The organism is Arthrobacter sp. 1088, from assembly GCF_031455315.1.
GTDB lineage: Bacteria > Actinomycetota > Actinomycetes > Actinomycetales > Micrococcaceae > Arthrobacter.
Window position 1 is genome coordinate 18,563 of record NZ_JAVDSM010000018.1, and the last position, 19,900, is coordinate 38,462.

At 63.0% G+C, this 19,900-nt stretch carries 19 protein-coding genes; 11 read left to right on the top strand and 8 right to left on the bottom strand.

Going from position 1 to position 19,900, the window contains the following annotated elements; genetic code table 11:
• Positions 1-130 precede the first annotated feature (130 nt).
• Positions 131-1,252 carry a phosphate ABC transporter substrate-binding protein PstS gene (pstS, locus tag J2Y41_RS21300; RefSeq protein WP_224094649.1) on the bottom strand — a complete coding sequence of 374 codons (1,122 nt, stop codon included), beginning with the start codon at positions 1,250-1,252 and terminating at the stop codon, positions 131-133.
• Between the two features lie 236 nt (positions 1,253-1,488).
• Between pstS and J2Y41_RS21305 the strand changes: the two genes are divergently transcribed.
• From J2Y41_RS21305 to disA, 4 genes are all read left to right on the top strand, one after another.
• Entirely contained in the window at positions 1,489-2,616 is a 1,128-nt protein-coding gene (locus tag J2Y41_RS21305) for an aromatic acid exporter family protein (protein ID WP_224167431.1), read from the top strand.
• Between the two features lie 108 nt (positions 2,617-2,724).
• Positions 2,725-4,098 carry a DNA repair protein RadA gene (gene radA, locus J2Y41_RS21310; protein WP_017197019.1) on the top strand — a complete coding sequence of 458 codons (1,374 nt, stop codon included), beginning with the start codon at positions 2,725-2,727 and terminating at the stop codon, positions 4,096-4,098.
• A 54-nt stretch (positions 4,099-4,152) separates the two neighbouring features.
• Positions 4,153-4,776 (top strand): Pr6Pr family membrane protein, encoded by a 624-nt coding sequence (locus J2Y41_RS21315; RefSeq protein ID WP_309931521.1) that lies wholly within the window; start codon positions 4,153-4,155, stop codon positions 4,774-4,776.
• A gap of 264 nt (positions 4,777-5,040) precedes the next feature.
• On the top strand, positions 5,041-6,117 hold the full coding sequence (gene disA, locus J2Y41_RS21320; RefSeq protein ID WP_216922711.1) for a DNA integrity scanning diadenylate cyclase DisA: 1,077 nt from the start codon (positions 5,041-5,043) through the stop codon (positions 6,115-6,117).
• Between the two features lie 34 nt (positions 6,118-6,151).
• Here disA and J2Y41_RS21325 read toward each other — a convergent pair whose 3' ends face one another.
• Positions 6,152-6,871, bottom strand: a complete 720-nt coding sequence (locus J2Y41_RS21325) for a hypothetical protein (protein WP_309931524.1) — start codon at positions 6,869-6,871, stop codon at positions 6,152-6,154.
• A gap of 177 nt (positions 6,872-7,048) precedes the next feature.
• Between J2Y41_RS21325 and J2Y41_RS21330 the strand changes: the two genes are divergently transcribed.
• Entirely contained in the window at positions 7,049-8,023 is a 975-nt protein-coding gene (locus tag J2Y41_RS21330) for an A/G-specific adenine glycosylase (RefSeq protein WP_309931527.1), read from the top strand.
• 114 nt (positions 8,024-8,137) lie between these two features.
• Positions 8,138-8,623 (top strand): hypothetical protein, encoded by a 486-nt coding sequence (locus J2Y41_RS21335; protein ID WP_309931529.1) that lies wholly within the window; start codon positions 8,138-8,140, stop codon positions 8,621-8,623.
• Positions 8,624-8,639: 16 nt separating this feature from the next.
• Here the strand turns inward: J2Y41_RS21335 and J2Y41_RS21340 are convergent, their stop codons facing one another.
• The 6 genes from J2Y41_RS21340 to J2Y41_RS21365 form a co-directional block, all read right to left on the bottom strand.
• A complete protein-coding gene (locus J2Y41_RS21340; protein ID WP_309931531.1) occupies positions 8,640-9,626 on the bottom strand; it encodes a cyclase family protein in 987 nt (328 codons plus the stop codon).
• A 74-nt stretch (positions 9,627-9,700) separates the two neighbouring features.
• On the bottom strand, positions 9,701-10,690 hold the full coding sequence (locus J2Y41_RS21345) for an ABC transporter ATP-binding protein (RefSeq protein ID WP_309931533.1): 990 nt from the start codon (positions 10,688-10,690) through the stop codon (positions 9,701-9,703).
• Positions 10,671-11,678 (bottom strand): ABC transporter ATP-binding protein, encoded by a 1,008-nt coding sequence (locus J2Y41_RS21350; RefSeq protein WP_309931535.1) that lies wholly within the window; start codon positions 11,676-11,678, stop codon positions 10,671-10,673. The genes J2Y41_RS21345 and J2Y41_RS21350 overlap by 20 nt, the downstream gene beginning before the upstream one ends.
• Before the next feature lie 76 nt (positions 11,679-11,754).
• On the bottom strand, positions 11,755-13,308 hold the full coding sequence (locus J2Y41_RS21355) for an ABC transporter substrate-binding protein (RefSeq protein ID WP_309931536.1): 1,554 nt from the start codon (positions 13,306-13,308) through the stop codon (positions 11,755-11,757).
• A 73-nt stretch (positions 13,309-13,381) separates the two neighbouring features.
• Positions 13,382-14,296, bottom strand: a complete 915-nt coding sequence (locus tag J2Y41_RS21360) for an ABC transporter permease (RefSeq protein WP_309931538.1) — start codon at positions 14,294-14,296, stop codon at positions 13,382-13,384.
• On the bottom strand, positions 14,293-15,300 hold the full coding sequence (locus J2Y41_RS21365) for an ABC transporter permease (protein ID WP_309931541.1): 1,008 nt from the start codon (positions 15,298-15,300) through the stop codon (positions 14,293-14,295). Before J2Y41_RS21365 ends, J2Y41_RS21360 begins: the two co-directional genes overlap by 4 nt.
• Before the next feature lie 331 nt (positions 15,301-15,631).
• Here J2Y41_RS21365 and J2Y41_RS21370 point away from each other — a divergent pair, with 331 nt between their 5' ends.
• The 5 genes from J2Y41_RS21370 to J2Y41_RS21390 are packed head-to-tail and all read left to right on the top strand — an operon-like array spanning position 15,632 to position 19,898.
• Positions 15,632-16,921: a cytochrome P450 gene (locus J2Y41_RS21370; protein ID WP_309931543.1), complete on the top strand. Its 1,290-nt coding sequence runs from the start codon at positions 15,632-15,634 to the stop codon at positions 16,919-16,921.
• Complete coding sequence (locus tag J2Y41_RS21375; RefSeq protein WP_309931545.1) at positions 16,921-17,136, top strand: ferredoxin; 216 nt, start codon at positions 16,921-16,923, stop codon at positions 17,134-17,136. Before J2Y41_RS21370 ends, J2Y41_RS21375 begins: the two co-directional genes overlap by 1 nt.
• On the top strand, positions 17,133-17,534 hold the full coding sequence (locus J2Y41_RS21380; RefSeq protein ID WP_309931546.1) for an OB-fold domain-containing protein: 402 nt from the start codon (positions 17,133-17,135) through the stop codon (positions 17,532-17,534). The genes J2Y41_RS21375 and J2Y41_RS21380 overlap by 4 nt, the downstream gene beginning before the upstream one ends.
• A 1-nt stretch (position 17,535) precedes the next feature.
• Positions 17,536-18,684, top strand: coding sequence for a thiolase family protein (locus J2Y41_RS21385; protein ID WP_309931548.1), 1,149 nt, complete (start codon positions 17,536-17,538; stop codon positions 18,682-18,684).
• Positions 18,681-19,898, top strand: coding sequence for a CoA transferase (locus tag J2Y41_RS21390; RefSeq protein ID WP_309931550.1), 1,218 nt, complete (start codon positions 18,681-18,683; stop codon positions 19,896-19,898). The genes J2Y41_RS21385 and J2Y41_RS21390 overlap by 4 nt, the downstream gene beginning before the upstream one ends.
• The last annotated feature ends 2 nt before the right edge of the window (positions 19,899-19,900 follow it).

Below are 19,900 nucleotides of genomic sequence, written 5' to 3' on the forward strand. Positions count from 1 at the left end.
ATCCTTCAGTCTCAGTGAACTGGTCTTACATGGCTAAGTTCCCTATCCCGCGCGAACGGCCTTTCAGCCACTCCGCGCAGGACAGGGAACTTCAGTGTTTAGCCGGGTTCAGGCAAACCCGCCGGAAATCCTAGGCCTTGGCCTTGATGGTTTCGATGGCGGCCTTGGCCTTGTCCTGCAGCGTCTTGGAGAGCGGTGCGGACTTGGCAGCGTCAGCGGCGGTCTTCTGTCCTTCGTCTGAAACTACGTAGCTTTCGAAGGCCTTGACCAGGTCAGCGACTGCCTTGGTCTCGTACGTGGTGCATACGACGTGGTAGGAAACGAGCACTACCGGGTAGGCGCCGGAGACAGTGGTCTTGCGGTCCAGCTTGATGGCAACGTCGTTGGCGGCGCGGCCGTCAACAGGCTTGCCGGCCTCGACAGCCTTGGAAGCAGCGTCAGCGGAGATCTTGACGAATTCCTCGCCGACCTTGATGGATGCGGTGCCCAGCTTGCCGGAGACAGCGGAGTCATCGGCGTAGGTCACGGCGCCCGGGGTGTCGGTGACGGTCTTGACGACGCCGGAGGTACCCTTGGCGTTCTCGCCCTTCAGGCTTGCCGGCCAGATGCCTGCGGCCTTGTCCGTCCAGACCTCGGGAGCAGCAGCTGCGAGGTAGTCGGTGAAGTTGGTGGTGGTTCCGGAATCGTCAGAGCGGTTCACCGGGGTGACCTTGAGGTCCGGCAGGGTAACGCCGGCGTTCAGGGCCGCGATTGCGGGGTCATTCCAGTTGGCGATTTCGCCGCGGAAAATCTTGGCGACCGTCGCGGCGTCGAGCTTCAGGTCCGTGACGCCCGGAACGTTGAAAGCGACGGCGATCGGGGAGATGTACACCGGGATGTTGATGGCGCCTTCAGGGCCGCACTTGGCCTTGGAGCTCTCGAGCTCTTCGTCCTTCAGGTAAGCGTCCGAGCCGGCGAACTGTGCCGAGCCGTCGATGATGGCCTTGCGGCCTGCGCCGGAACCGTCCGGGGAGTACTGCACGGTTGCGCCCTGGTTTGCACTGGCGAAGCCGGCCTTCCAGGCGTCCATGGCTGCGCCGGTGGAGGATGCGCCGATGCCGGTGAGGGTGCCGGTGACCTTGGTGCCCGATGCTGCTGACGGCGTGCCAGCGGCGGTGCCCGTTGCGTTGTCTGAACCGCAAGCGGTGAGCGCGAGAGCGCCAGCTGCGATGACCGCGATTGCCGCGTTGCGGCCGAAGCGAGTTGCCTTCACTTGGATGTACCCCTTCCAGGGATTCTCTGATGCGGGCCGAACGGAGATTTCGGCGTGCGTGAGCTATGGACCTTTTGTGCCTTTACTGAAGGTAAGCAGCGCAGGTAACGGGATCTGACGTGGAAGGTGAACGCAAAGTGAACGACGGCGGACCATTGGGTTATGTGGCGCGTGCCACCTTGAGTGTGAGCTGGGTTGCCGTCTTTGGCGGCCGTTCGGCAAATAGACTGGAGGACATGGCTGCCGCGAAGGGATTTTCTGCAAGCAAGAGGTTCCTGCGTGCCAGAGTCCGGACGGGATTGGTCCGTAGCCGGAACTCGCTGACGCCCGCTATTCAAATGACGGTGTGCGCCGTGGGGGCCTATGCTTTCGCGGAATACGTACTGGGTCATCAGGGGCCCTTGTTCGCGGCCACGTCTTCGCTGATTGCGCTCGGCTTCTCCCGTGATCCGCGCTTGCGCCGTGTTATTGAGGTCGGTCTGGGCTGCACGCTCGGCATCGTGGTGGGTGACCTGCTGCTCCACTGGCTGGGCGCTGGGATCCTGCAGGCCGCCGTCGTGCTTCTTTTCTCTATCCTGCTGGCCAGGTTCCTGGACAGCGGGACTATTTTCACCACCCAGCTGGGGCTCCAGTCGCTGCTGGTGGTGCTGCTGCCTGCGCCGGCCGGCGGGCCGTTCACGCGAAGCCTGGATGCGGTGGTGGGTGGGGTGTTCGCTCTGCTGGTGACCATTTTGGTGCCGAAGGACCCGCGCCGGGAGCCGCGAAAGGATGTCCAAAAAATCCTGCACGAACTCGCCGAAGTGCTGCGCGAGTGCGCCAAGGCCATGGTCGAAAGTGACTCCACCATCGCCTGGCACGCGCTGATTCGCGGCCGTAACTGCCAGCCACTGGTGGACCGGATGCGGCAGACCCTGCGGGCGTCCGGCGAAGTTGCAACGCTCGCCCCGGCGCACCGGAGGCACCGCGACGAGCTAGCCAGCCTGGAGCACTCGCTGGAATACATCGACCTCGCGCTCCGTAACAGCCGCGTTTTTGCCCGCAGGCTCACCAGCGCAATCAACCATGCTGCGCTGTCCGACGAAGCAATTGAAAGCATTTCCGAGGTGCTGCAGGAAACTGCCGCCGCAATCGATGAACTGACCATCGGCCTGGCGGAGCAGAGCGAAGGAACCCGCCGCGTTCATCTGCGTCACGCACGCAACGAGCTGACCGACATCGCCTCGCGCCTGCACCCCAAAATGCTGGACGTTCAGAAGCTTGAGGGCGAAACCGTGGTGATGTTGTTCCGCCCCCTCATGGTGGATTTGCTGGAAGCGAGCGGTTTGGAACCCGACGAGGCCCGGGACGTACTGCCGGCTCTGTAGGCCGCTCCCCGCCGAGATGGCATTTAATGACAATCCGCCGGCCGAACATTGGCGTCAAATGCCATCTCGCGGCTAATACTGTCAGCCCCCACGACTAACCTTGGACCCATGGCTTCCAAGACCTCCCGCGCATCCAAGACACCCGCCTACAAATGCGCCGAATGCGGCTGGACGGCCATCAAGTGGGTGGGCAGGTGCGGTGAGTGCCAGGCGTGGGGAACGGTTGAAGAGTACGGCGCCACTGTTGCGCGTACGACGGCGGCCGCAACAGTTTTGGAGCCGGCCCGCCGGATCGCTGAGGTGGATGGGACAACGGCGGCATTCCTGCCCACGGGTGTGGACGAGTTGGACCGCGTCCTTGGAGGAGGGCTCGTTCCCGGTGCCGTCATCCTGCTGGCTGGGGAACCCGGCGTCGGGAAGTCCACCCTGCTGCTGGACGTCGCCGCGAAATTCGCCCGCACAGGGCAGGATGTCCTGTACATTACCGGCGAGGAATCCGCAGCACAGGTGAAACTCCGGGCGGAGCGGATCGACGCCGTCGCGCACACTTTGTATCTGTCCGCCGAGACCGACCTTGGGCAGGCATTGGGCCAAGTAGAGAAGCTCGAGCCCAAGCTGCTGATCGTGGACTCAGTGCAGACGCTCAGCAGCGCCGACGTCGAAGGAAGCGCCGGTGGTGTCTCGCAGGTACGCGAGGTTGCGGCGTCCATCATCTCTGCGGCCAAGCGACGCAACATGACAACGCTGCTGGTTGGCCATGTGACCAAGGAAGGCACCATCGCAGGGCCGCGTTTGCTGGAACACCTTGTGGATGTCGTATGCCAGTTCGAAGGCGAGCGCCACTCCCGCCTGCGGCTGCTGCGGGCCGTAAAGAACCGCTATGGCGCCACGGACGACGTCGGTTGCTTTGATCTTAACGAGGCCGGCATCGAGGGGTTGGCCGATCCCAGCGGGTTGTTCGTTTCGCGGACCCGGGAGCCCGTCTCCGGAACCTGCATCACAGTGACCATGGAGGGTCGCAGGCCCTTGCTCGCTGAGGTCCAGTCGCTCCTCGCCGAGAGCGCCAATTCCCAGCCCCGGCGTGCCACCAGCGGGTTGGAAAGTTCCAGGGTTGCCATGTTGCTCGCAGTGCTTCAGCAGCGTGCCGGCTGCATGCTCCATAAGGACGATTCGTATGTGGCAACCGTGGGCGGGGTGAAACTCACGGAGCCGGCCACCGACTTGGCTGTTGCGTTGGCCGTCGCATCGGCCAAGTCCCGCAAGGCACTACCCCAACGGCTCATTGCGTTCGGCGAAGTGGGCCTGGCTGGCGAAGTACGTCCCGTTCCCGGGATTAACCAGCGCATCCAGGAAGCCCACCGGCTAGGGTTCACGCATGCGATCGTGCCTGCCAGCCCGGCGGGCGCCGGTGTCATCCCGGACGGCTTCTCGGTGCGGGAAGTTGGCCACCTGGCCGAAGCGCTGGAACTGCTGATCACGTAATTCCGCCGGGGTGTCGGGAGCCCGCTGAGCTGCGGTTTCGGCAAGGATTGGGCCATGACCAAAAGAACTGTGCTTATTGGGGGACGCTTTTTCTTTGGCCTTTTGACCCTGGTGGCAGTGGGAACGCAGCTGACGGTTCATTTAGGCATGGGGTACGACGTCTGGAACTTCTTCAGCTACTTCACCAACTTATCGAATATCTTCGCGGCCGTGGTGCTGCTCATCAGCGGATACAGGGTTCTGGTCCGGAAACGACCCAGTGAGATCGATGACGCCACCCGCGGCACGGCGACCATCGCCATGGCCGTAGTTGGACTGGTATTCGGCGCTTTGCTTGCCGGCGAGGACCTTGGCTCCCTTCTTCCGTGGGTCAACTTTGTGGTCCACTACCTGATCCCTGTGGTGATGGTGGTGGACTGGCTGTTCCAACCACCGCGGGCAACCTTGACTACCCGCCATATCTGGTACTGGCTGCTCTACCCGGTGGGCTACCTGGTCTATAGCCTCATCCGTGGAGCGTTCGTCAACTGGTACCCGTACTGGTTCATCGACCCCGCCCGGGCAGGTGGCTGGGGCGGTGTGGTGGTTTTTGCCGCAGCGATTTCCGTCGGCTTCCTCCTGGTGAGCCTGGCGATGCTGTGGCTCGGGAACAAGCTGAAGCGGCAGGTGGATTACTAGAATATCTACACCAATTTGTTATATCGAAGCACGTCAACCGCCCAATAGGCCCAAACAACCCTTGCCGGTGAGGCAAGAAAACGCACCTTCCAGCCATCCCCGCACATAACGAAATGACCCACTTTGGGGCTTGCTGGTGCGGTTAACGGTGCCCGGAAGCCATATCATGGTGCTAGTCGTCATCAGGGCATTTTTCGAACCGCCCGCAGATGCCGGATTCAGCTTGTCTGTGAGCCATGGCTTGCACCTTCGAAGGGAAACCCTATGGCCCGGAGCCCGGAAGAGTCGCTCAAGGCGACTCTGGCCAGAGTCGCACCCGGAACTCCTTTACGGGACGGCTTGGAGCGCATCCTTCGCGGACGCACCGGCGCCTTGATCGTGTTGGGCTCGGACCGCACCATCGACTCCATCTGTTCCGGCGGATTCGATATCGGCATCGAGTTCTCGCCCACGCGCCTGCGTGAGCTCGCCAAGATGGACGGCGCCATCATCTGCGACAAGGACGCCAGCAACATCGTCCGTGCCGCTGTGCAGCTCGTTCCGGACTCAAGCATCGAGACCCAGGAATCCGGGACCCGGCACCGCACAGCCGAGCGCGTCGCCATCCAGACTGGCGTTCCCGTTATTTCCGTCAGCCAGTCGATGCAGATCATCGCGCTGTACGTGAACGGCCTGCGGCACGTCCTGGAGGGCTCGGAGAAGGTCCTCGCGCGGGCCAACCAGGCCCTGGCAACGTTGGAGCGTTACAGCGCGAGACTGGACCAAGTCACCAGTTCCCTTTCAGCACTGGAGATTGAAGCACTGGTCACGGTCAGGGATGTGGCCGTCACCCTGCAACGCCAGGAAATGGTTCGGCGTATCTCCGAGGAAATCGCTCAGTACGTTCTGGAACTTGGCGAAGACGGCCGCCTGCTGTCCCTCCAGGTGGAGGAGCTCACCATGGGCCGCGGCCCGGGCAGCGATGTCATCATCCGCGACTACGCAGACCCCGACGCCACTCCCGAGGATATTGAAGAAGCCGTCCAGGCGCTCCTCAACCTCGGCCCCACTGAACTGATTGACTTGAGCAGGATTGCCGGAATCATCGGCTTCGCGGGTGGCGTTGAGCAGCTGGACGCTGTGGTCCAGCCCCGCGGCTACCGGCTCCTGTCCGGCCTTAAGTCCGTGCCGAAGGCCGTCGCCGATCGCCTGGTGGACTACTTCGGCGGCTTGCAGAACCTCATGGCAGCCACCATCGATGACCTCATGACTGTTGACGGCATCGGCGACCAACGCGCACGCACGGTCCGCGAGGGTTTGAGCCGCATGGCCGAAGCAAGCTTGCTGGACCGTTTCCTCTAGAAGCCGATTGCCGCCGTCGGACGCTTTCCGGCCGCTAGTTCAGCTGAAACACTGCCTTGGTGCTGGACTTGTTCCCCAGCCGGGCCTCGAACGTGTAGTAGGCGCCGCCCGCGCCGGGCTTGGCGTCGATCGCAGCGCAGCCCTCCAGCGTCCGGTTGCGTTGCCAGGGGAAATTGGCGGTCTCGCTCTTGCCTGGCTGGATGGTCTTGACCAGGTCTTCACTTCCGGCCTGGCAATCCTTGGAGGAAAAGATCCTGTCCGAGCCACTCATCACCACGTACTCCATCTGCGACGTGCCAACGTTGACCTCGCAAGGCGCCGTCCCGCCATTGGTGATGGTCATGGTGAGCAGCGGCTTCTCCTCAGCCGAGTAGGCCGGCTTGTCAGTAACCGCAGCGACGGTCACCAGGTTCAGGTCGCACACAGGCGTTGGCTTTGCGGACGGGGAAGCAGTGCCCGCTGTGGGCGCATTCCCTTGAGTGGGAACCTGGGACGCTTCCGGTGTGCTGACAGCTTGCGGCTCGGACTTACTTGCGAGCGCGCCGGTGATTGCCACGACGCCAGCCACTACGAGGGCGATCACCAGCAGCAAAGCACCGAAAACAAACTGCCGACGACGGCGGTAGACGGCCGGGCTTGGACGTCGCCTGGGCGTCGGGGTGCCAGGGCGGCCCGTTCCACCTGAACTGCGGGCAGCACCCTTCGCCGGCGCTGATGTGCGCGCGGACGACTGGTTCTTACCCTGGTTGGCCATGTTTCTAGGCTAGGCGGGCCCACTCCGCAGCACGCCACCACCACGCCGCCGGACGCCAAACCCGCCCTGTGTGACGTGCACCGCACAGCATTGCCGTTCCGGTTTCCACTACAGTAGGGGCAGAATTCCAGCGCTTCGGCGCCAGCCTAAACTTCAACAGTCCGGGAGATACGACGCATGGCACTTCCCGGTACGGACCACAGTACGGACCCCGGTGCCCACCACCTCGATGGCCTCCATCACGCCCTGGACCAGTGGTTCGGCGAGACGGCAAGGGACCTTCCGTGGCGCGAGCCCGACTGCAGCGCCTGGGGGATCCTGGTCAGCGAAGTCATGCTCCAGCAGACGCCGGTGGTGCGCGTGCTGCCGGTCTGGCGGGAATGGATGGAACGCTGGCCCACTCCCGCCCACCTTGCCGACGAGCCTTCAGGGGAAGCCGTGCGCCATTGGGGGCGTCTGGGCTATCCGCGCCGGGCGCTGCGACTGCACGCGGCCGCCGTCGCAATCCGGGACGAGCACGGAGGCGACGTCCCGGACACCTATCCCGAGCTCTTGAGCCTGCCGGGCGTCGGCAGTTACACAGCTGCCGCCGTCGCCGCCTTTGCTTTCGGGCGCCGCGAAACAGTGGTGGACACCAACATCCGCCGCGTCCATGCGCGCCTCATCTCCGGTCTCGCCCTGCCCGCTCCGACGCTCACCGCAGCCGAGATGCGCCTTGCCGACGCCTTGCTGCCCGAAGACCGGCACCTGTCCGTGCGGTGGAACGCCTCCGTCATGGAACTGGGTGCGATGGTGTGCACGGCGCGCACCCCCAAGTGCGTCGAGTGTCCTGTGCGCTCAAGCTGCGCCTGGCTCGCGGCAGGTGAGCCACCGCCGTCGTACACGCCCAAGGGCCAGTCCTGGCACGGCACGGACCGGCAAGTCCGCGGCGCCGTGATGGCCGTCCTCCGCGAAGCTGCTGCCCCGGTTCCGCGCGAAATGTTTGAACAGGCTCCCGCCGACCTCGGGTTCGTGCCCTCCGGCGTCGGGATTCCGCTGGCAGCACTGCACCGGCTCAACTCAGCCCCCGAGCAGCTGGAACGGGCACTCGACGGGCTGCTGCTCGACGGCCTGGCGGAAATGCACGACGGCGGATTGCGGCTCCCAGCGTAAGCGGCAATCACGCGCGGTGTCGGTTCGGCAACGGGCCAGTGTGAGCCGTAACGATGCGGGTGCCTTTTGCCTGGGATCCGGGTGCAGGAACCCGGGCCCGGCTTACGCTGAATCATGGGCAAGATCGGATTGGCTTGGACCCTCGCGGCGATGACCTCGCTGATTCCGGGTTGCTATCCGGAATCGCCACCCCCGTGCCCAGCCATCGCGATGGCGCCGGTGGTGTCCCTGACCATTCAGGCCAGCTACGTGCACGAGGTTAAGTCCATTCGCATGAAGGCGTGCCAAGACGGCGCCTGCACAGAAGCGGACCTGGAGCTGTTTCCCGGAAGCATTTCCGTAGATCAGGGCTGCGCACCCGAGGGCGTATGCTCGGCAACGTCCTCCCCGGACGGCACCCTGCACGGCAACCTTTTCCTTCCAAACCTGACGGAATCCCCCATCGGGGCAACCGTGTCCGGCACGTCCCCATCCGGGACCGCATTGCCTGTTCGGACGCTGACGTTCACGCCCAAGGCCGACTACCCGTTTGGCGAGCAGTGCGGTAGGTTCATCACCGCCAATCTGGTGTTGGACGCCGACGGGCTTCGGCAAGAGTGAAGCTGGCGGTCGCGAGCTAGTACAAGAGAAGCGGGTTGATCAGAACACCAGTCGACCGGTGGATGGCAGGGGGTGCGGCGACGAGCAGGCCCGTGGATGTGCCTGCTTGCTTGAGCGCTGCTGCTGCAGGGCCGAGCAGGCAGTTGTCAACCAGACAGAGCCCGATCGCCCAGATGAGGCTGTGTACTTCCAGCGATCCGGTCGGGGTGTTCCGGGCGTCGTGGAAGTCCCACAAGACGAGTCCAGGGTCCTTCCCGGCGATCCACTTCGCGCCGTCCTCACCAATCCCGGGCCGTTTTACCGCAGCGGCCCCGCTGGGGTAGATGTGCCCGGCGGCCTCGTACCTGTCGCGGCCTTGGTAGATGATGAGCGCGTCACCGGGTTCAAGGTCGACGCCGGTTGCCTCAAGGGCCGCGTCAAGCTCAGCTGCGGTGACGGGCTCCTCGGCCGTGACCCACTCAGTACCGCGTACGGCGGGGATGTCGAGCAACACGCCACGCGTCGCGATGCCGTGCTGTGCCCAGTTGACCATCGTGTCTTCATCGGTTTCAGAGGACCGCGCGGGGATCGGGCCGTGCCACGTGCCATCCGCGCCGATGTGGGCAAGCCCGTCGAGGTGGGTGTTGTGGACACCGTGCGCGTCATATTTGATGACGTCGCCTCCGTGGGCGGAACGGCCGTGAATGCCGACCTGCACCTCAAGTTCGACGCCGCCATGGCCGTGGGGCATTTCGGACAAACCCAGTTTCTGCCATTGCTCTTTCTCACTCTCGGCAGCTTCCTGGCTGGCCATGAGACGCTCGGGCCGGGTCTCGATCTCCTTTTCGAGTGAGATCGCTTTGCCCAACATCACTTCTCCGGCGCCGCGCAACCGGGCCGCCTGGTCAATGAGTGCAACTGAGCCGCGGCATTGCACGCCTTCCATGTGGCGGGCCGCGTCGTGCTTGGCCGCAATTTCCCGCACCCAAGGTGCGAGAGGGTCGGGTCCGGGTTCTTCTGACATCTGAGACTCCATTTCTCCCCGGGACGTGCCCGGGTTTCCTAGATAAGATTTGGCTCGCGCGTTTGCACAGCCTGCTAATCGAGCGGGAAGTGGCAGGCGGCGTATTGGCCCGGCCGCACCTCCCGCATCTCCGGTTCTTCTACTGCGCAGCGTGCCTGGGCAGCCGGGCAACGGGCACGGAAGCGACAACCCGACGGAGGGTTGAGCGGGGACGGGATGTCGCCCTTCAGCGAGGGACCGGCGAAGCCGCCCTCTGAATCCGGCGAGGGAACCGAGTCCAGAAGCGCGCGGGTGTAGGGGTGCGCCGGCCTGTCGTACACCTCCACAGAGTCGCCGAATTCACAGGTCTTGCCGAGGTACATCACCAGGACTTTGTCGCTGAAGCTCCGTACGACGCCGAGGTCGTGGGCTATGAACACGATGGTGAGATCGTATTTCGTCTTCAGGTCTTCGAGCAGGTTGAGGATCTGGGCTTGAACCGATACGTCGAGGGCGGAGACCGGTTCGTCGCAGATGAGCAGCCCAGGGCGGACGGCCAGGGCGCGGCCGATCGCCACCCTCTGGGCCTGGCCACCCGAGAGCTGCCGTGGCATCATTTCGGCGAAGCGCTCGCTCGGAAGCCCCACTTGCGTCAGCATTTCGGGGGCTTGGTCGTCGCGTTCCTTCTGGGAAACGCCCTGAATCGCAAGCCCCTCCATCACCAGGTCCTTGACCTGGCGCCTCGGGTTCAGGGAACTGATCGGATCCTGGAAGATCATCTGCATGTCCCGCCGAAGCTCGCGCAGCCGTTGCGGCGAAGCCGACTCGATCGGTTCCTCCCTGTAACGGATGTTTCCGCCCGCGATAGGGTCCAGCCGCAGCACGGCGCGCCCAGTGGTGGACTTGCCGCACCCGGACTCTCCGACGATGCCGAGGGACTCACCCTTCAGCAAGTCGAAGCTCACTCCTGCCACCGCTTTGAAGCTTCCCCGCGACGTGTGGTATTCGACCTCGAGATCCTGGACGGAGAGGACCGCCTCGTCTCCGCGTAGATGCGCGCTTCCACTACCGGCCAACGAGCTCACCTTCCTTTACATTCGTGGTAACTGGGTGGAAGCACGCGACTGCATGATCCCGCCCGATATTCGTAATTGGCGGCTGCGCCTCGCCGCACGCAGCCGTCGCCGCGGAGCAACGTGGCGCGAACCGGCAGCCACTGGGCGGGTCCGTCGGGGACGGAAGCGAACCGGGAATGACATTGAGCGGAGCATGCCGCTCGTGCTCAATAGTGGGTGTCGCGGCGAGCAGGGCGTTGGTGTACTGGTGCTGGGGATCGTCAAACACTTCGCGGCTCGCTCCGACCTCGGCGAGGCGTCCGGCGTACATTACGGCCACCCGGTCGGTATTACCCGCTACGACGTGCAGGTCATGCGAGATCAGCATCAGCGACATCCGGCGCTCAATCTGGATACGGCGAAGCAGATCCAGCACTTGACGCTGGATCGTCACGTCGAGCGCGGTGGTGGGCTCGTCTGCGATGAGCAGGTCTGGTTCACAGGCAAGAGCGACGGCGAGCATCACCCGTTGGCGCATGCCGCCGGACAGCTCGTGGGGGTAGGCCCTCAGACGGCGTTCGGGGTCGGGCACGCCGACTTCCTTGAGAAGCCCGAGCGCGCGGCTGTGTGCCTCTGACTTCGAGACTCCCAAGTGTTTCCTCATGCCCTCGGTGAGCTGCCGCTCAATGCGCACCACCGGGTTCAGCGAGCGCCCGGGATCCTGGAAAACCATGGCGATCTTGTTGCCCCAAATCTCCTGCAGGTCCTTGCGACCCAGTGAAAGCAGGTCCCGCCCTTCGAACCATACCTCTCCGGTACGGGCAGATCTTGGGGGCATCAGGCCCATTACCGCGCGGGCAGTAATGGACTTGCCGGAGCCTGACTCGCCCACGATGCCGAGGGCCTCGCCGCGGCGCAGGTTGAAGCTGACACCATCAACAGCTTTGACAATGCCCCGGGGAGAGCCGATGTATGCGTGAAGATCCCGGATCTCCAGCAGCATTTCTTCGCCGCTCATGTGTTTCGCCTTCCTTCGTTGCTTTGAAACGGGGTTGTGTGGTGCTGCACGGTGTCGGCCTGCAGCACCACCTTTCTCAGGGCTGAAGCCAGAGAGTGTCCGGGGCGAGCGAGCCCATCCCGTACAAGTGGATTCCGTGGACTTTGCTGCTCTCTACGGTGCCGAAGTACGCAACATTCGTAAGGATCATTGGAACGAGCTCTTGGAACCTCTCCGCGACCTTCTTGTAGGCGGCCGCGCGCTCTTCGACAGTCTTTCCGTCCCGCCCAGCGTTGAGTGCTGCGTTCATCCCGGCGTCATTGAGCCGGCTGTAGTTCGAGCTTCCGGCCTCCCCGTTGAGGGCGAGCCAGATGCGTGGATCGGGATCATTGAAGACGATCGCCGAGTTGAGAAGCTGGAAATCACCCTTGGCAGGAAGCGAGCCCTGTTCGGACTGGTCGCGCTGGTTGGCCGTGATCGTGACGTTGTCGTACTGGCTCAACTGGGCCTGCACGGCCTCAAACATGGCGGTTGAACCAGGGAAGACGGCCATGGTGAAGTTCAAGGGCTTGCCCTCGGCAGCGAGCTCATTGAACAGTTTCTGAGCCTTGTCCTTATCAAAGGTGTGAACGGGCACGTCGGCGAAGAGCGGCGAGTCGGACTTGAACAGTGTCTTGGGGAGTTCACCAAATCCGCCATAGACCGATTCGTTGAGCTTCTCCATGTCCAGCGCATATGACACTGCTTGGCGGGCGCGCACGTCATCGAACGGCGCCTTGGACGTGTTCATGATCAGGCCGTTGCCGCCGCCAAGGATGTAGGGCGTAGCGGCCTGTCCGGAGTCCTGGGCGTTGGCCGCATTCTCCTGGGTGGAAGTCGCAATAACGTCGGCTTGGCCGCTCACAAGTGCGTTGTAGGCAAGGGACGGATCGGCGATGCCGCGAACCTCAACACCGTCCAGATACGGCAGCTCGGGAACGTAGTAGTTTTGGTTCTTTTTGAGTTTCAGCACGTCTCCCTGCGTCCACTTCTCTAGCACAAACGGGCCGGCCCCAATCGGGTTGGCATTGAACGCCGCGGCTCCGGCCTGAAGCGCAGCTGGTGAGCCGATCCAGTTCATCTGGGTGAAGAGCACCGCGCTGGGAAAGTGGGGTGTCGGCTTCGTCATGGTGACCGTTGCCGTCAGTTCGTCCACTACCTTGATGTTGTCGATCAACGCGGCCGTACCGATCACCGAGGAGGCCGTCGCGGGAAGCTTGATGCGGTCCCAGCCGAACTTGACGGCATCCGCGGTGAAGGGTGTCCCGTCGGAGAACTTGACTCCTTCCCGAACACGAACGGCGAACGTCTTTCCGCCGTCGCTGGTGGCGAACTCCTCAAGGAGCCCCATCTTGATCTCGCCTGTTACAGGATCGTCCGTGACGAGCTGGCCGTAGAGCGAATTGCCCGTGACAGGCATGCGTGGGCCGGTGTTCTGCAGCAGCGCCGGGTCCAGGCTGGTGGGCGTACCTGCCTCGACGACTCTGGCGATGCCCCCTGAAACCGGGTCTGCGGCGGGCGCTGAGTCTGACGATGTCCCTCCGCCTGCGCAGCCGCTGAGGGCAAGTGCGGCGGCCACCACGAGGGCGGCTGCCGTTGTGGACTTCTTCATTGAAATCACGATGGCCTTTCTGATTTTTCCGGAGATTGGAAATTCGTGTGGGTTGGATCTTCTGGTGGGTGCCTTAGCCCTGCATGCTGCGATCGAACTTGCCGCGCAGGTGGTCCCCCACTTGGTTCAGTGAGAACACCGTCAGGAAAAGCGCGATCGCGGGGACGAACACGATGTGGGGGGCTCGTTGCAGCACTTCGCTTGCGCCGTTGATCATTCCTCCCCAGCTGGGAGTGGGTGGTGGCACGCCGAGGCCAAGGAAACTGAGTGACCCCTCCGCCACGATGAGTCCGGCAACGACGATGGGGAGGAACGAGGAAAGCGTCGGCAAAAGGTTTGGAAGGATTTCCCGCGTGAGGATGCGAAAGTCTCCCGCCCCCATGTTTTTGGCGGCCCGTACGAACTCCCGGCTCGCCCAGGACATCGTGCTTGCCCTGGCCAGGCGCATGAAGGTTGGAATGCTTGCCACGGTCAGCCCGATGACAAGGGTCGGGATGCTCGGGGAGAAGATCGCAGTGATGGCGAGGAGCAGGATCAGCACCGGGAACGCAAGCAGAACATCTGCGACCAACGTGATGACCCAGTCCACTTTCTTGCGGTAATACCCGGCAATCAAGCCCAGGACTGTGCCAAGGAATGCTCCCGAGAGACCTGCCACTGTGCCCACCACAAGCGAGATCTGGGCGCCCCAGATGGTTCGCGCAAGGATCGAACGGCCCGCCTTGTCCGTGCCGAGGAGAAGATCGAGATCTCCTGGCTTCGGCGGCGTCCGCGGGCTGCCAACGGGGGCGTCGTAGGGCGCGAGAGGGAGAACCCAAGCGAAAGTTGCCAACAGGATGATGATTGCCAGCCAGAAGTAAGCGAACCAGACGGTAACTGACCTCTGCTTCTTTACTGGTGGGACATAGGGGATTCCCGGGCCGCCAGAGCCCGGGCGGGTGGTGTTTGGTGTCTTCACCGTGGACTTGGTCGTCGTCGTAATACTCATGCCTGAACGGCCTTCCTTGGGATCCTCGATGCGGCCGTGGTCTTCTTCTTCGCCGCCCGCTCAGCCTTCCGGACCCGCGGGTCGATCAAGCCGTAGCTGATGTCAACGAGCATGTTCACGATCACGAACACGACCGCGATGAACGTCACCACGCCCTGAACTGTGATCACATCGCGCTGCATGATCGCGTTGGAGACAAGCTGCCCAAGCCCCGGGAGGCCGAAAAGCGTCTCCACCACGATCGTTCCTCCGATCAGCCGGGCGAGATTGATGCCGGCAACGGTCAGCAGCGAGAACGAGGACGGGCGAAATGCGTGACGGAACATCACATATGCCTTGCCCATGCCCTTTGCACGCGCTGCAGCCACGTAGTCCTCCCGCAGGGTGCTGACGAGGTCAGTGCGCAGCACCCGCTGGAACGAGGCAATCTCCATGAAAGCCACCGAGAGCGCGGGAAGGAACGCGTTTCTCAGGTTCGGGCCGAGCCCTGCTTCCAAGGGTGACCAGCCCACCGATGGGAAGGCATGCATACCCACCGCGAAAATGAAGATGAGCAGTGGTCCTGAGACGAACGGCGGAACGGAGATAAACACCGACGTGAGGACGTTGATGCCCCGGTCCACAGCGCTGCCGGGCATGGCCGCCGAGATAACGCCGAGAATGACGGCGATGGCGAGCGCGATTGCCAAACCCAGAAATGCGATTTCCAGGGTGACCGGCAGCCTTTGCATGATTGCCGTCATCACCGGGACGTGGGTGATGGGGGATGCGCCCAGGTCACCTTGGAGAGCATGACCCAACCAGTTGAGATACTGCTGCCACATCGGCAGGTCAAGCCCAAGCTGCGCCTTGAGCGTGGCGATGTTCTCCGGAGTGGCGCCTTCGCCAAGAATGACCTCGGCAACGGAGCCTGGAGCAAAGCTGAGGAGCAGAGTGGTGCCCACTGTGACCAGGACGATCACAAGGAGGGCGTATCCCACACGCTGCAAGATGTTTAACGGCATGACGCCCGCTCCCGCCTCAAATTAGGGGATTGATGATGCATCAAGGGACCTGGCTGCACTCGCCGACTCCTTCGTCGTGGGTTTATTCGTAAGAGACTGGCCTGACGCCGTGTTCCTTCAACGGAACAGCTGAACCTTTCAACGAATCTCGACTAAATGTGGCATGACTCACCATTCGGTGTCAAGGACGGCGCATTCTTTGGTTTTGAAGCTTCCGCGATAAGCGGGCTTGACATTGCCCCATACGAGATCCATGCTTTGAAAAGCGCCTAACAGGACATCTGTTCTGTTGAATAAAACAAACGCATGAGCCGAAGGGAAAGGGACTCAGATGACCACCGTCGATATCGATCCCACCAGGATTGACTTCTTCACCGATCCGGAAACAGCGAAGACGGCAGAGCCGTACTTCGACCACATGCTTGCCAACCATCCGGTGTGGCGGGAGCCAAAGTACGGCGTAGTGATCGTCACGGGATATGAAGAAGCACTGCAGGTGTACCACCAGCCTGAGGTCTATTCTTCGATCAACCGCACGGGCGGGCCTGTTCTCGACATCCCCGTCGAACTCGTTGGAGATGACCTGAGTGATCTTCTCGAGAAGCACCGGGAGTACTTCCCGAACAATGACCAGATCGTCACCTTCGATCCACCGGTTCACACAGACCATCGCACGCTCCTGATGGGCCTCATAACGCCGAAGCGACTCAAGGAGAACGAGGACTTCCTCAAGCGCACGGCAGACCACTTCCTGGACCGGATCATCCAGCGAGGCCACTGCGACTTCATCTGGGACTACGCCAAGGGCTACACCATCCTGGCCGTCGCGGACTTGCTCGGCGTGCCCGAGGAGGACCACCCGATGCTCCTTGAGCTGCTCGCCTCGGCTCCAGGTCCCGTGCTTGGCAACCTTGAGCTCCAGGCCAACCATCACAGCAGCATTGAGCGGCTCTACGACTACTTCGTCGCGAAGATCGAGGAGCGCCGCAATGATCCGAAGGACGACGTGATCACCGGCATGGCACTGGCCACCTTCCCCGACGGCTCCCTGCCCGAGCCACTTGAGGTCGCCCGGATCGCTTCCAATATGTTTGCTGCCGGCCAGGAGACCACCGTGCAGCTGATGGGCATCGCCCTGCAGCGAATCGCCGAAGACCAGGACCTGCAGGACCTGCTGCGCCGTGAGCCCTCGCTGATTCCCAAGTTCATCGAGGAAACACTCCGTATCGAAGCGCCCATCAAGGGCTCTTTCCGGCTCACCAAAGTCGCCACCAGCATCGGCGGCCTCGACCTCGCCCCCGGCACCGTCGTCATGTTGCTGCACGGCGCTTCGGGCCGCGATCCCCGCCTCTTCGATAATCCGGCCGAGTTCGACATCCAACGTGCGAACGCCAGGCAGCACCTCGCCTTCGGCCGTGGCATCCACACATGCCCTGGCGCCCCGCTGGCACGCGCCGAAGCGGTCTTCTCGATCCAGCGCTTCCTCGAACGCACCGAGCGCATGTGGATCAGCGAGGAGCACCACGGTTCAAAAGGCGCCCGCGAGTGGGATCTGATCCGCAGCTACAAGTTCCGTGGCCACAACCAGCTCTACCTTGAGTACACGCCGAAGGGGGCATGATGTCTGAAAACCTCACCGTCGACCGCGACCGCTGCATGGGATCCGGGCAGTGTACGTTCTACGCCCCGAACACCTTTGATCTCGACGATCTAAGCATCGCAATCGTCACCGACGAACTCGGTGACCCCGAAGACAAAATCCAGATGGCCATCAATGTCTGCCCCACGCGGGCCATCGCCTTGGCGGCCGCAGCCAACAAGGAAGGCACGCAATGACTGCGACTACCGAGGCGCCAGCCTCCCTGCCCATTGCAGACATGGAGGCAGACAGCCTCCTCGGTAGCTTTCCCGAAGGGCAGCGCCTCGTCGGCAGCCAGTGCAACGCATGTGGCTGCACGATGATCGGCAGCCGGGTAGTCTGCAGTTCCTGCATCAGCCGCGATGTAAGCCGTGTGGCCCTGCCAACTACCGGTGTGCTCTACTCCTTCACCCGCATTCATGTCGGCAACGAAGGCATCCGCCCCCTTGGCTACGTCGACCTGGACAACGGCGTACGCACCCTGGCCGACATCCACGAGGGCGACATTCCGCTTCGCCCCGACATGCGGGTGGAGCTTGGTGTCGATGACGACTGGTTCTTCGTGCCGGCGACCGGCGAAAAACGAAAGGTTTAACATGAGTGAGAACGTCTTTGTGATTTCGGCGGCGATGATCCCGTTCGGGAAGTACCGCACGTCGTCGTACGTCGGCCTCGCTGTCTCTCCGCTCATCGATGCGATCCGCGACGCTGGAATTGAAAAGTCGGACGTCGACGCCGTTTATGTCGGCCACTCCTACGGTGGCATGATGACCGGGCAGCGCATCTGCAAAGAGATCGGGCTCGGCACTGTTCCCACAGTCAACGTCGACAACGCCTGCTCAAGCGGCGCCACCGCCGTACACGAAGCGTGGCAGGCCATCTCGCAGGGCCTCATCGATGTCGCAGTAGTCATCGGCGTCGAGAAACTGACGCAGTTCGGCGGCGGCACGCTGCCGCTTTCTCCAGAGGATCGCGAAGTCAAACAGGGCATCATCATGCCTGCCGTCTACGCCATGCGCGCCACCCGCTACCTGCACGACACCGAGGCGACGCCGGAGGACCTCGCGCTGGTCAGCGTCAAGGCCCGCAAACACGGCGCACTGAACCCCTTCGCACAGTTCCGCAAGGAAATCACCGTCGAAGAGGTTCTCAACGCCCGCCCCATTGCGGACCCGCTGACCCTGCCCATGTGCTGTCCCACAGGTGACGGTGCCGCCGTCGTCGTTCTTGCCTCCGAGCGCGCACGCAAGCGGCTCGAATCCAAGCCGGCCATCCGCGTGGCCGCCTCAGTGCTGCACTCCGGCCACGTTGCCGAGGGCTTCCGCGACATGACCAAGCCCGACATTACCTACGACTCGGCCCGTGACGCCTATGCCTTGGCCGGCATCGGTCCCAAGGACCTGGACATGATCGAACTGCACGACGCATTCTCGATCGCCGAACTCATCTACTACGAGGCCTTCGGCCTCGCCGAGCCTGGGCACGCAGTCGATCTTCTTCGCGACGGCAAGACCACCTTTGGTGGCGACGTCGTAGTGAATCCCAGCGGAGGCCTGCTCGCAAAGGGCCACCCGGTCGGCGCCAGCGGTGTAGCGCAGATCGCCGAGGCATTCTGGCAGCTCACCGATCAGGCCGGGGCACGGCAGATCGATGACGCTCGCTGGGCGATGACGCACGTCACCGGCGGCGGCACCGCCGGACTCGACCACGGTGCCTGCACCATCCACATCTTCGAGGCGGCATGACCGGGATCCAGCGCCCACCACTGGAGGGTATCCGCGTCATCGATCTCACCACCTTCCTCTCAGGCCCTTCGGCAACGCAGTTGCTCGGCGACCTCGGCGCAGACGTCATCAAGGTTGAATCGCTGAGTGGCGACTCAAGCCGCGCCATCGCTGGCCCCGAGATCGACGACGTCAGCGCGTACTACCTGGCGAACAACCGCAACAAGCGCAGCATCGCGATCGATCTGAAGGCTCCGCGCGGTATCGAGGTCATGAAGCGCCTGATCGCGGGCGCCGACGTGGTCATCGAGAACTTCCGGCCCGGAGTGACTGCCCGGCTGGGACTCTCACCAGAGACAATTCTCGAGGCCCAGCCCTCGCTCATCTGGGCGTCCATCAGCGGCTTCGGCCAGGAGGGCCCGCTCCGCGACCGCCCGGCCTACGACATGGTGGTACAGGCGCTCAGCGGGGTGATGAGCCTTACCGGCCACCCAAACGCCCCGGCTGCCCGGTTGGGTATCCCTGCCGGTGACGTCGTAGCTGGACTGTACGCCGTGATCGGGATCCTGGCTGCCCTTCGAGCACAGCGTGAGACGGGTCGGGGTCGCATCGTCGATGTCTCGATGCTGCGGGGCCAGCTGGCAATGCTGTCCTACCAAGCCCTGTACACCTCCGTTAATAACACCGCACCGCAGCCGCAAGGAGCGGGCCACGACTCCATCGCCACCTATCGTTCCTTCCGGGGAGGCGACGGCCGGGAATTCGTGGTCACCGCCAATACCCCCCGAATGTGGGAGGGCCTGTGCCAAGTACTCGGGGCCAACGAACTGGTCAGCGACCACCGCTTCATTGATGCCGCCAGTCGGCTGCTGAACAAAGAGGAACTATGGGAGATCCTCGAAAAGCGTTTCACCGAGAGGCCCGCCGGGGAATGGGTGAAGCTCCTGGCAGACGCGTCGGTTCCCGTCGCGCCGGTGAAGAACGTCCTCGAGGCCCTCGAGGACGCACGCGAAGCCCAGGATGGTTCACTGCTTACCCTCAGGAAAGGCGCCACCTCGTTCGAGAATGTGGCAACACCGATCCGCTTTGTCGACACCGTCGACGTCGAACCGGCCTACCCGCCGGCTCTCGGCGCAGACACGCTGGGCATCCTCACAGGCGAGCTTGGGATGTCCGGAGCAGAGGTCGCTGAATTGCTGGCCGACGGGGTAGTTCTTGCGGGCGAAGAGCAATAACT

What these genes read in the sequence shown, in the direction of transcription:
- J2Y41_RS21305 (WP_224167431.1), top strand. Translation starts at nt 1,489, where the DNA reads ATGGCTGCCGCGAAGGGATTTTCTGCAAGCAAGAGGTTCCTGCGTGCC.
- radA (WP_017197019.1), top strand. Translation starts at nt 2,725, where the DNA reads ATGGCTTCCAAGACCTCCCGCGCATCCAAGACACCCGCCTACAAATGC.
- J2Y41_RS21315 (WP_309931521.1), top strand. Translation starts at nt 4,153, where the DNA reads ATGACCAAAAGAACTGTGCTTATTGGGGGACGCTTTTTCTTTGGCCTT.
- disA (WP_216922711.1), top strand. Translation starts at nt 5,041, where the DNA reads ATGGCCCGGAGCCCGGAAGAGTCGCTCAAGGCGACTCTGGCCAGAGTC.
- J2Y41_RS21325 (WP_309931524.1), bottom strand. Translation starts at nt 6,871, where the DNA reads ATGGCCAACCAGGGTAAGAACCAGTCGTCCGCGCGCACATCAGCGCCG.
- J2Y41_RS21330 (WP_309931527.1), top strand. Translation starts at nt 7,049, where the DNA reads ATGGCACTTCCCGGTACGGACCACAGTACGGACCCCGGTGCCCACCAC.
- J2Y41_RS21335 (WP_309931529.1), top strand. Translation starts at nt 8,138, where the DNA reads ATGGGCAAGATCGGATTGGCTTGGACCCTCGCGGCGATGACCTCGCTG.
- J2Y41_RS21340 (WP_309931531.1), bottom strand. Translation starts at nt 9,626, where the DNA reads ATGTCAGAAGAACCCGGACCCGACCCTCTCGCACCTTGGGTGCGGGAA.
- J2Y41_RS21350 (WP_309931535.1), bottom strand. Translation starts at nt 11,678, where the DNA reads ATGAGCGGCGAAGAAATGCTGCTGGAGATCCGGGATCTTCACGCATAC.
- J2Y41_RS21355 (WP_309931536.1), bottom strand. Translation starts at nt 13,308, where the DNA reads ATGAAGAAGTCCACAACGGCAGCCGCCCTCGTGGTGGCCGCCGCACTT.
- J2Y41_RS21360 (WP_309931538.1), bottom strand. Translation starts at nt 14,296, where the DNA reads ATGAGTATTACGACGACGACCAAGTCCACGGTGAAGACACCAAACACC.
- J2Y41_RS21365 (WP_309931541.1), bottom strand. Translation starts at nt 15,300, where the DNA reads ATGCCGTTAAACATCTTGCAGCGTGTGGGATACGCCCTCCTTGTGATC.
- J2Y41_RS21370 (WP_309931543.1), top strand. Translation starts at nt 15,632, where the DNA reads ATGACCACCGTCGATATCGATCCCACCAGGATTGACTTCTTCACCGAT.
- J2Y41_RS21375 (WP_309931545.1), top strand. Translation starts at nt 16,921, where the DNA reads ATGTCTGAAAACCTCACCGTCGACCGCGACCGCTGCATGGGATCCGGG.
- J2Y41_RS21380 (WP_309931546.1), top strand. Translation starts at nt 17,133, where the DNA reads ATGACTGCGACTACCGAGGCGCCAGCCTCCCTGCCCATTGCAGACATG.
- J2Y41_RS21385 (WP_309931548.1), top strand. Translation starts at nt 17,536, where the DNA reads ATGAGTGAGAACGTCTTTGTGATTTCGGCGGCGATGATCCCGTTCGGG.
- J2Y41_RS21390 (WP_309931550.1), top strand. Translation starts at nt 18,681, where the DNA reads ATGACCGGGATCCAGCGCCCACCACTGGAGGGTATCCGCGTCATCGAT.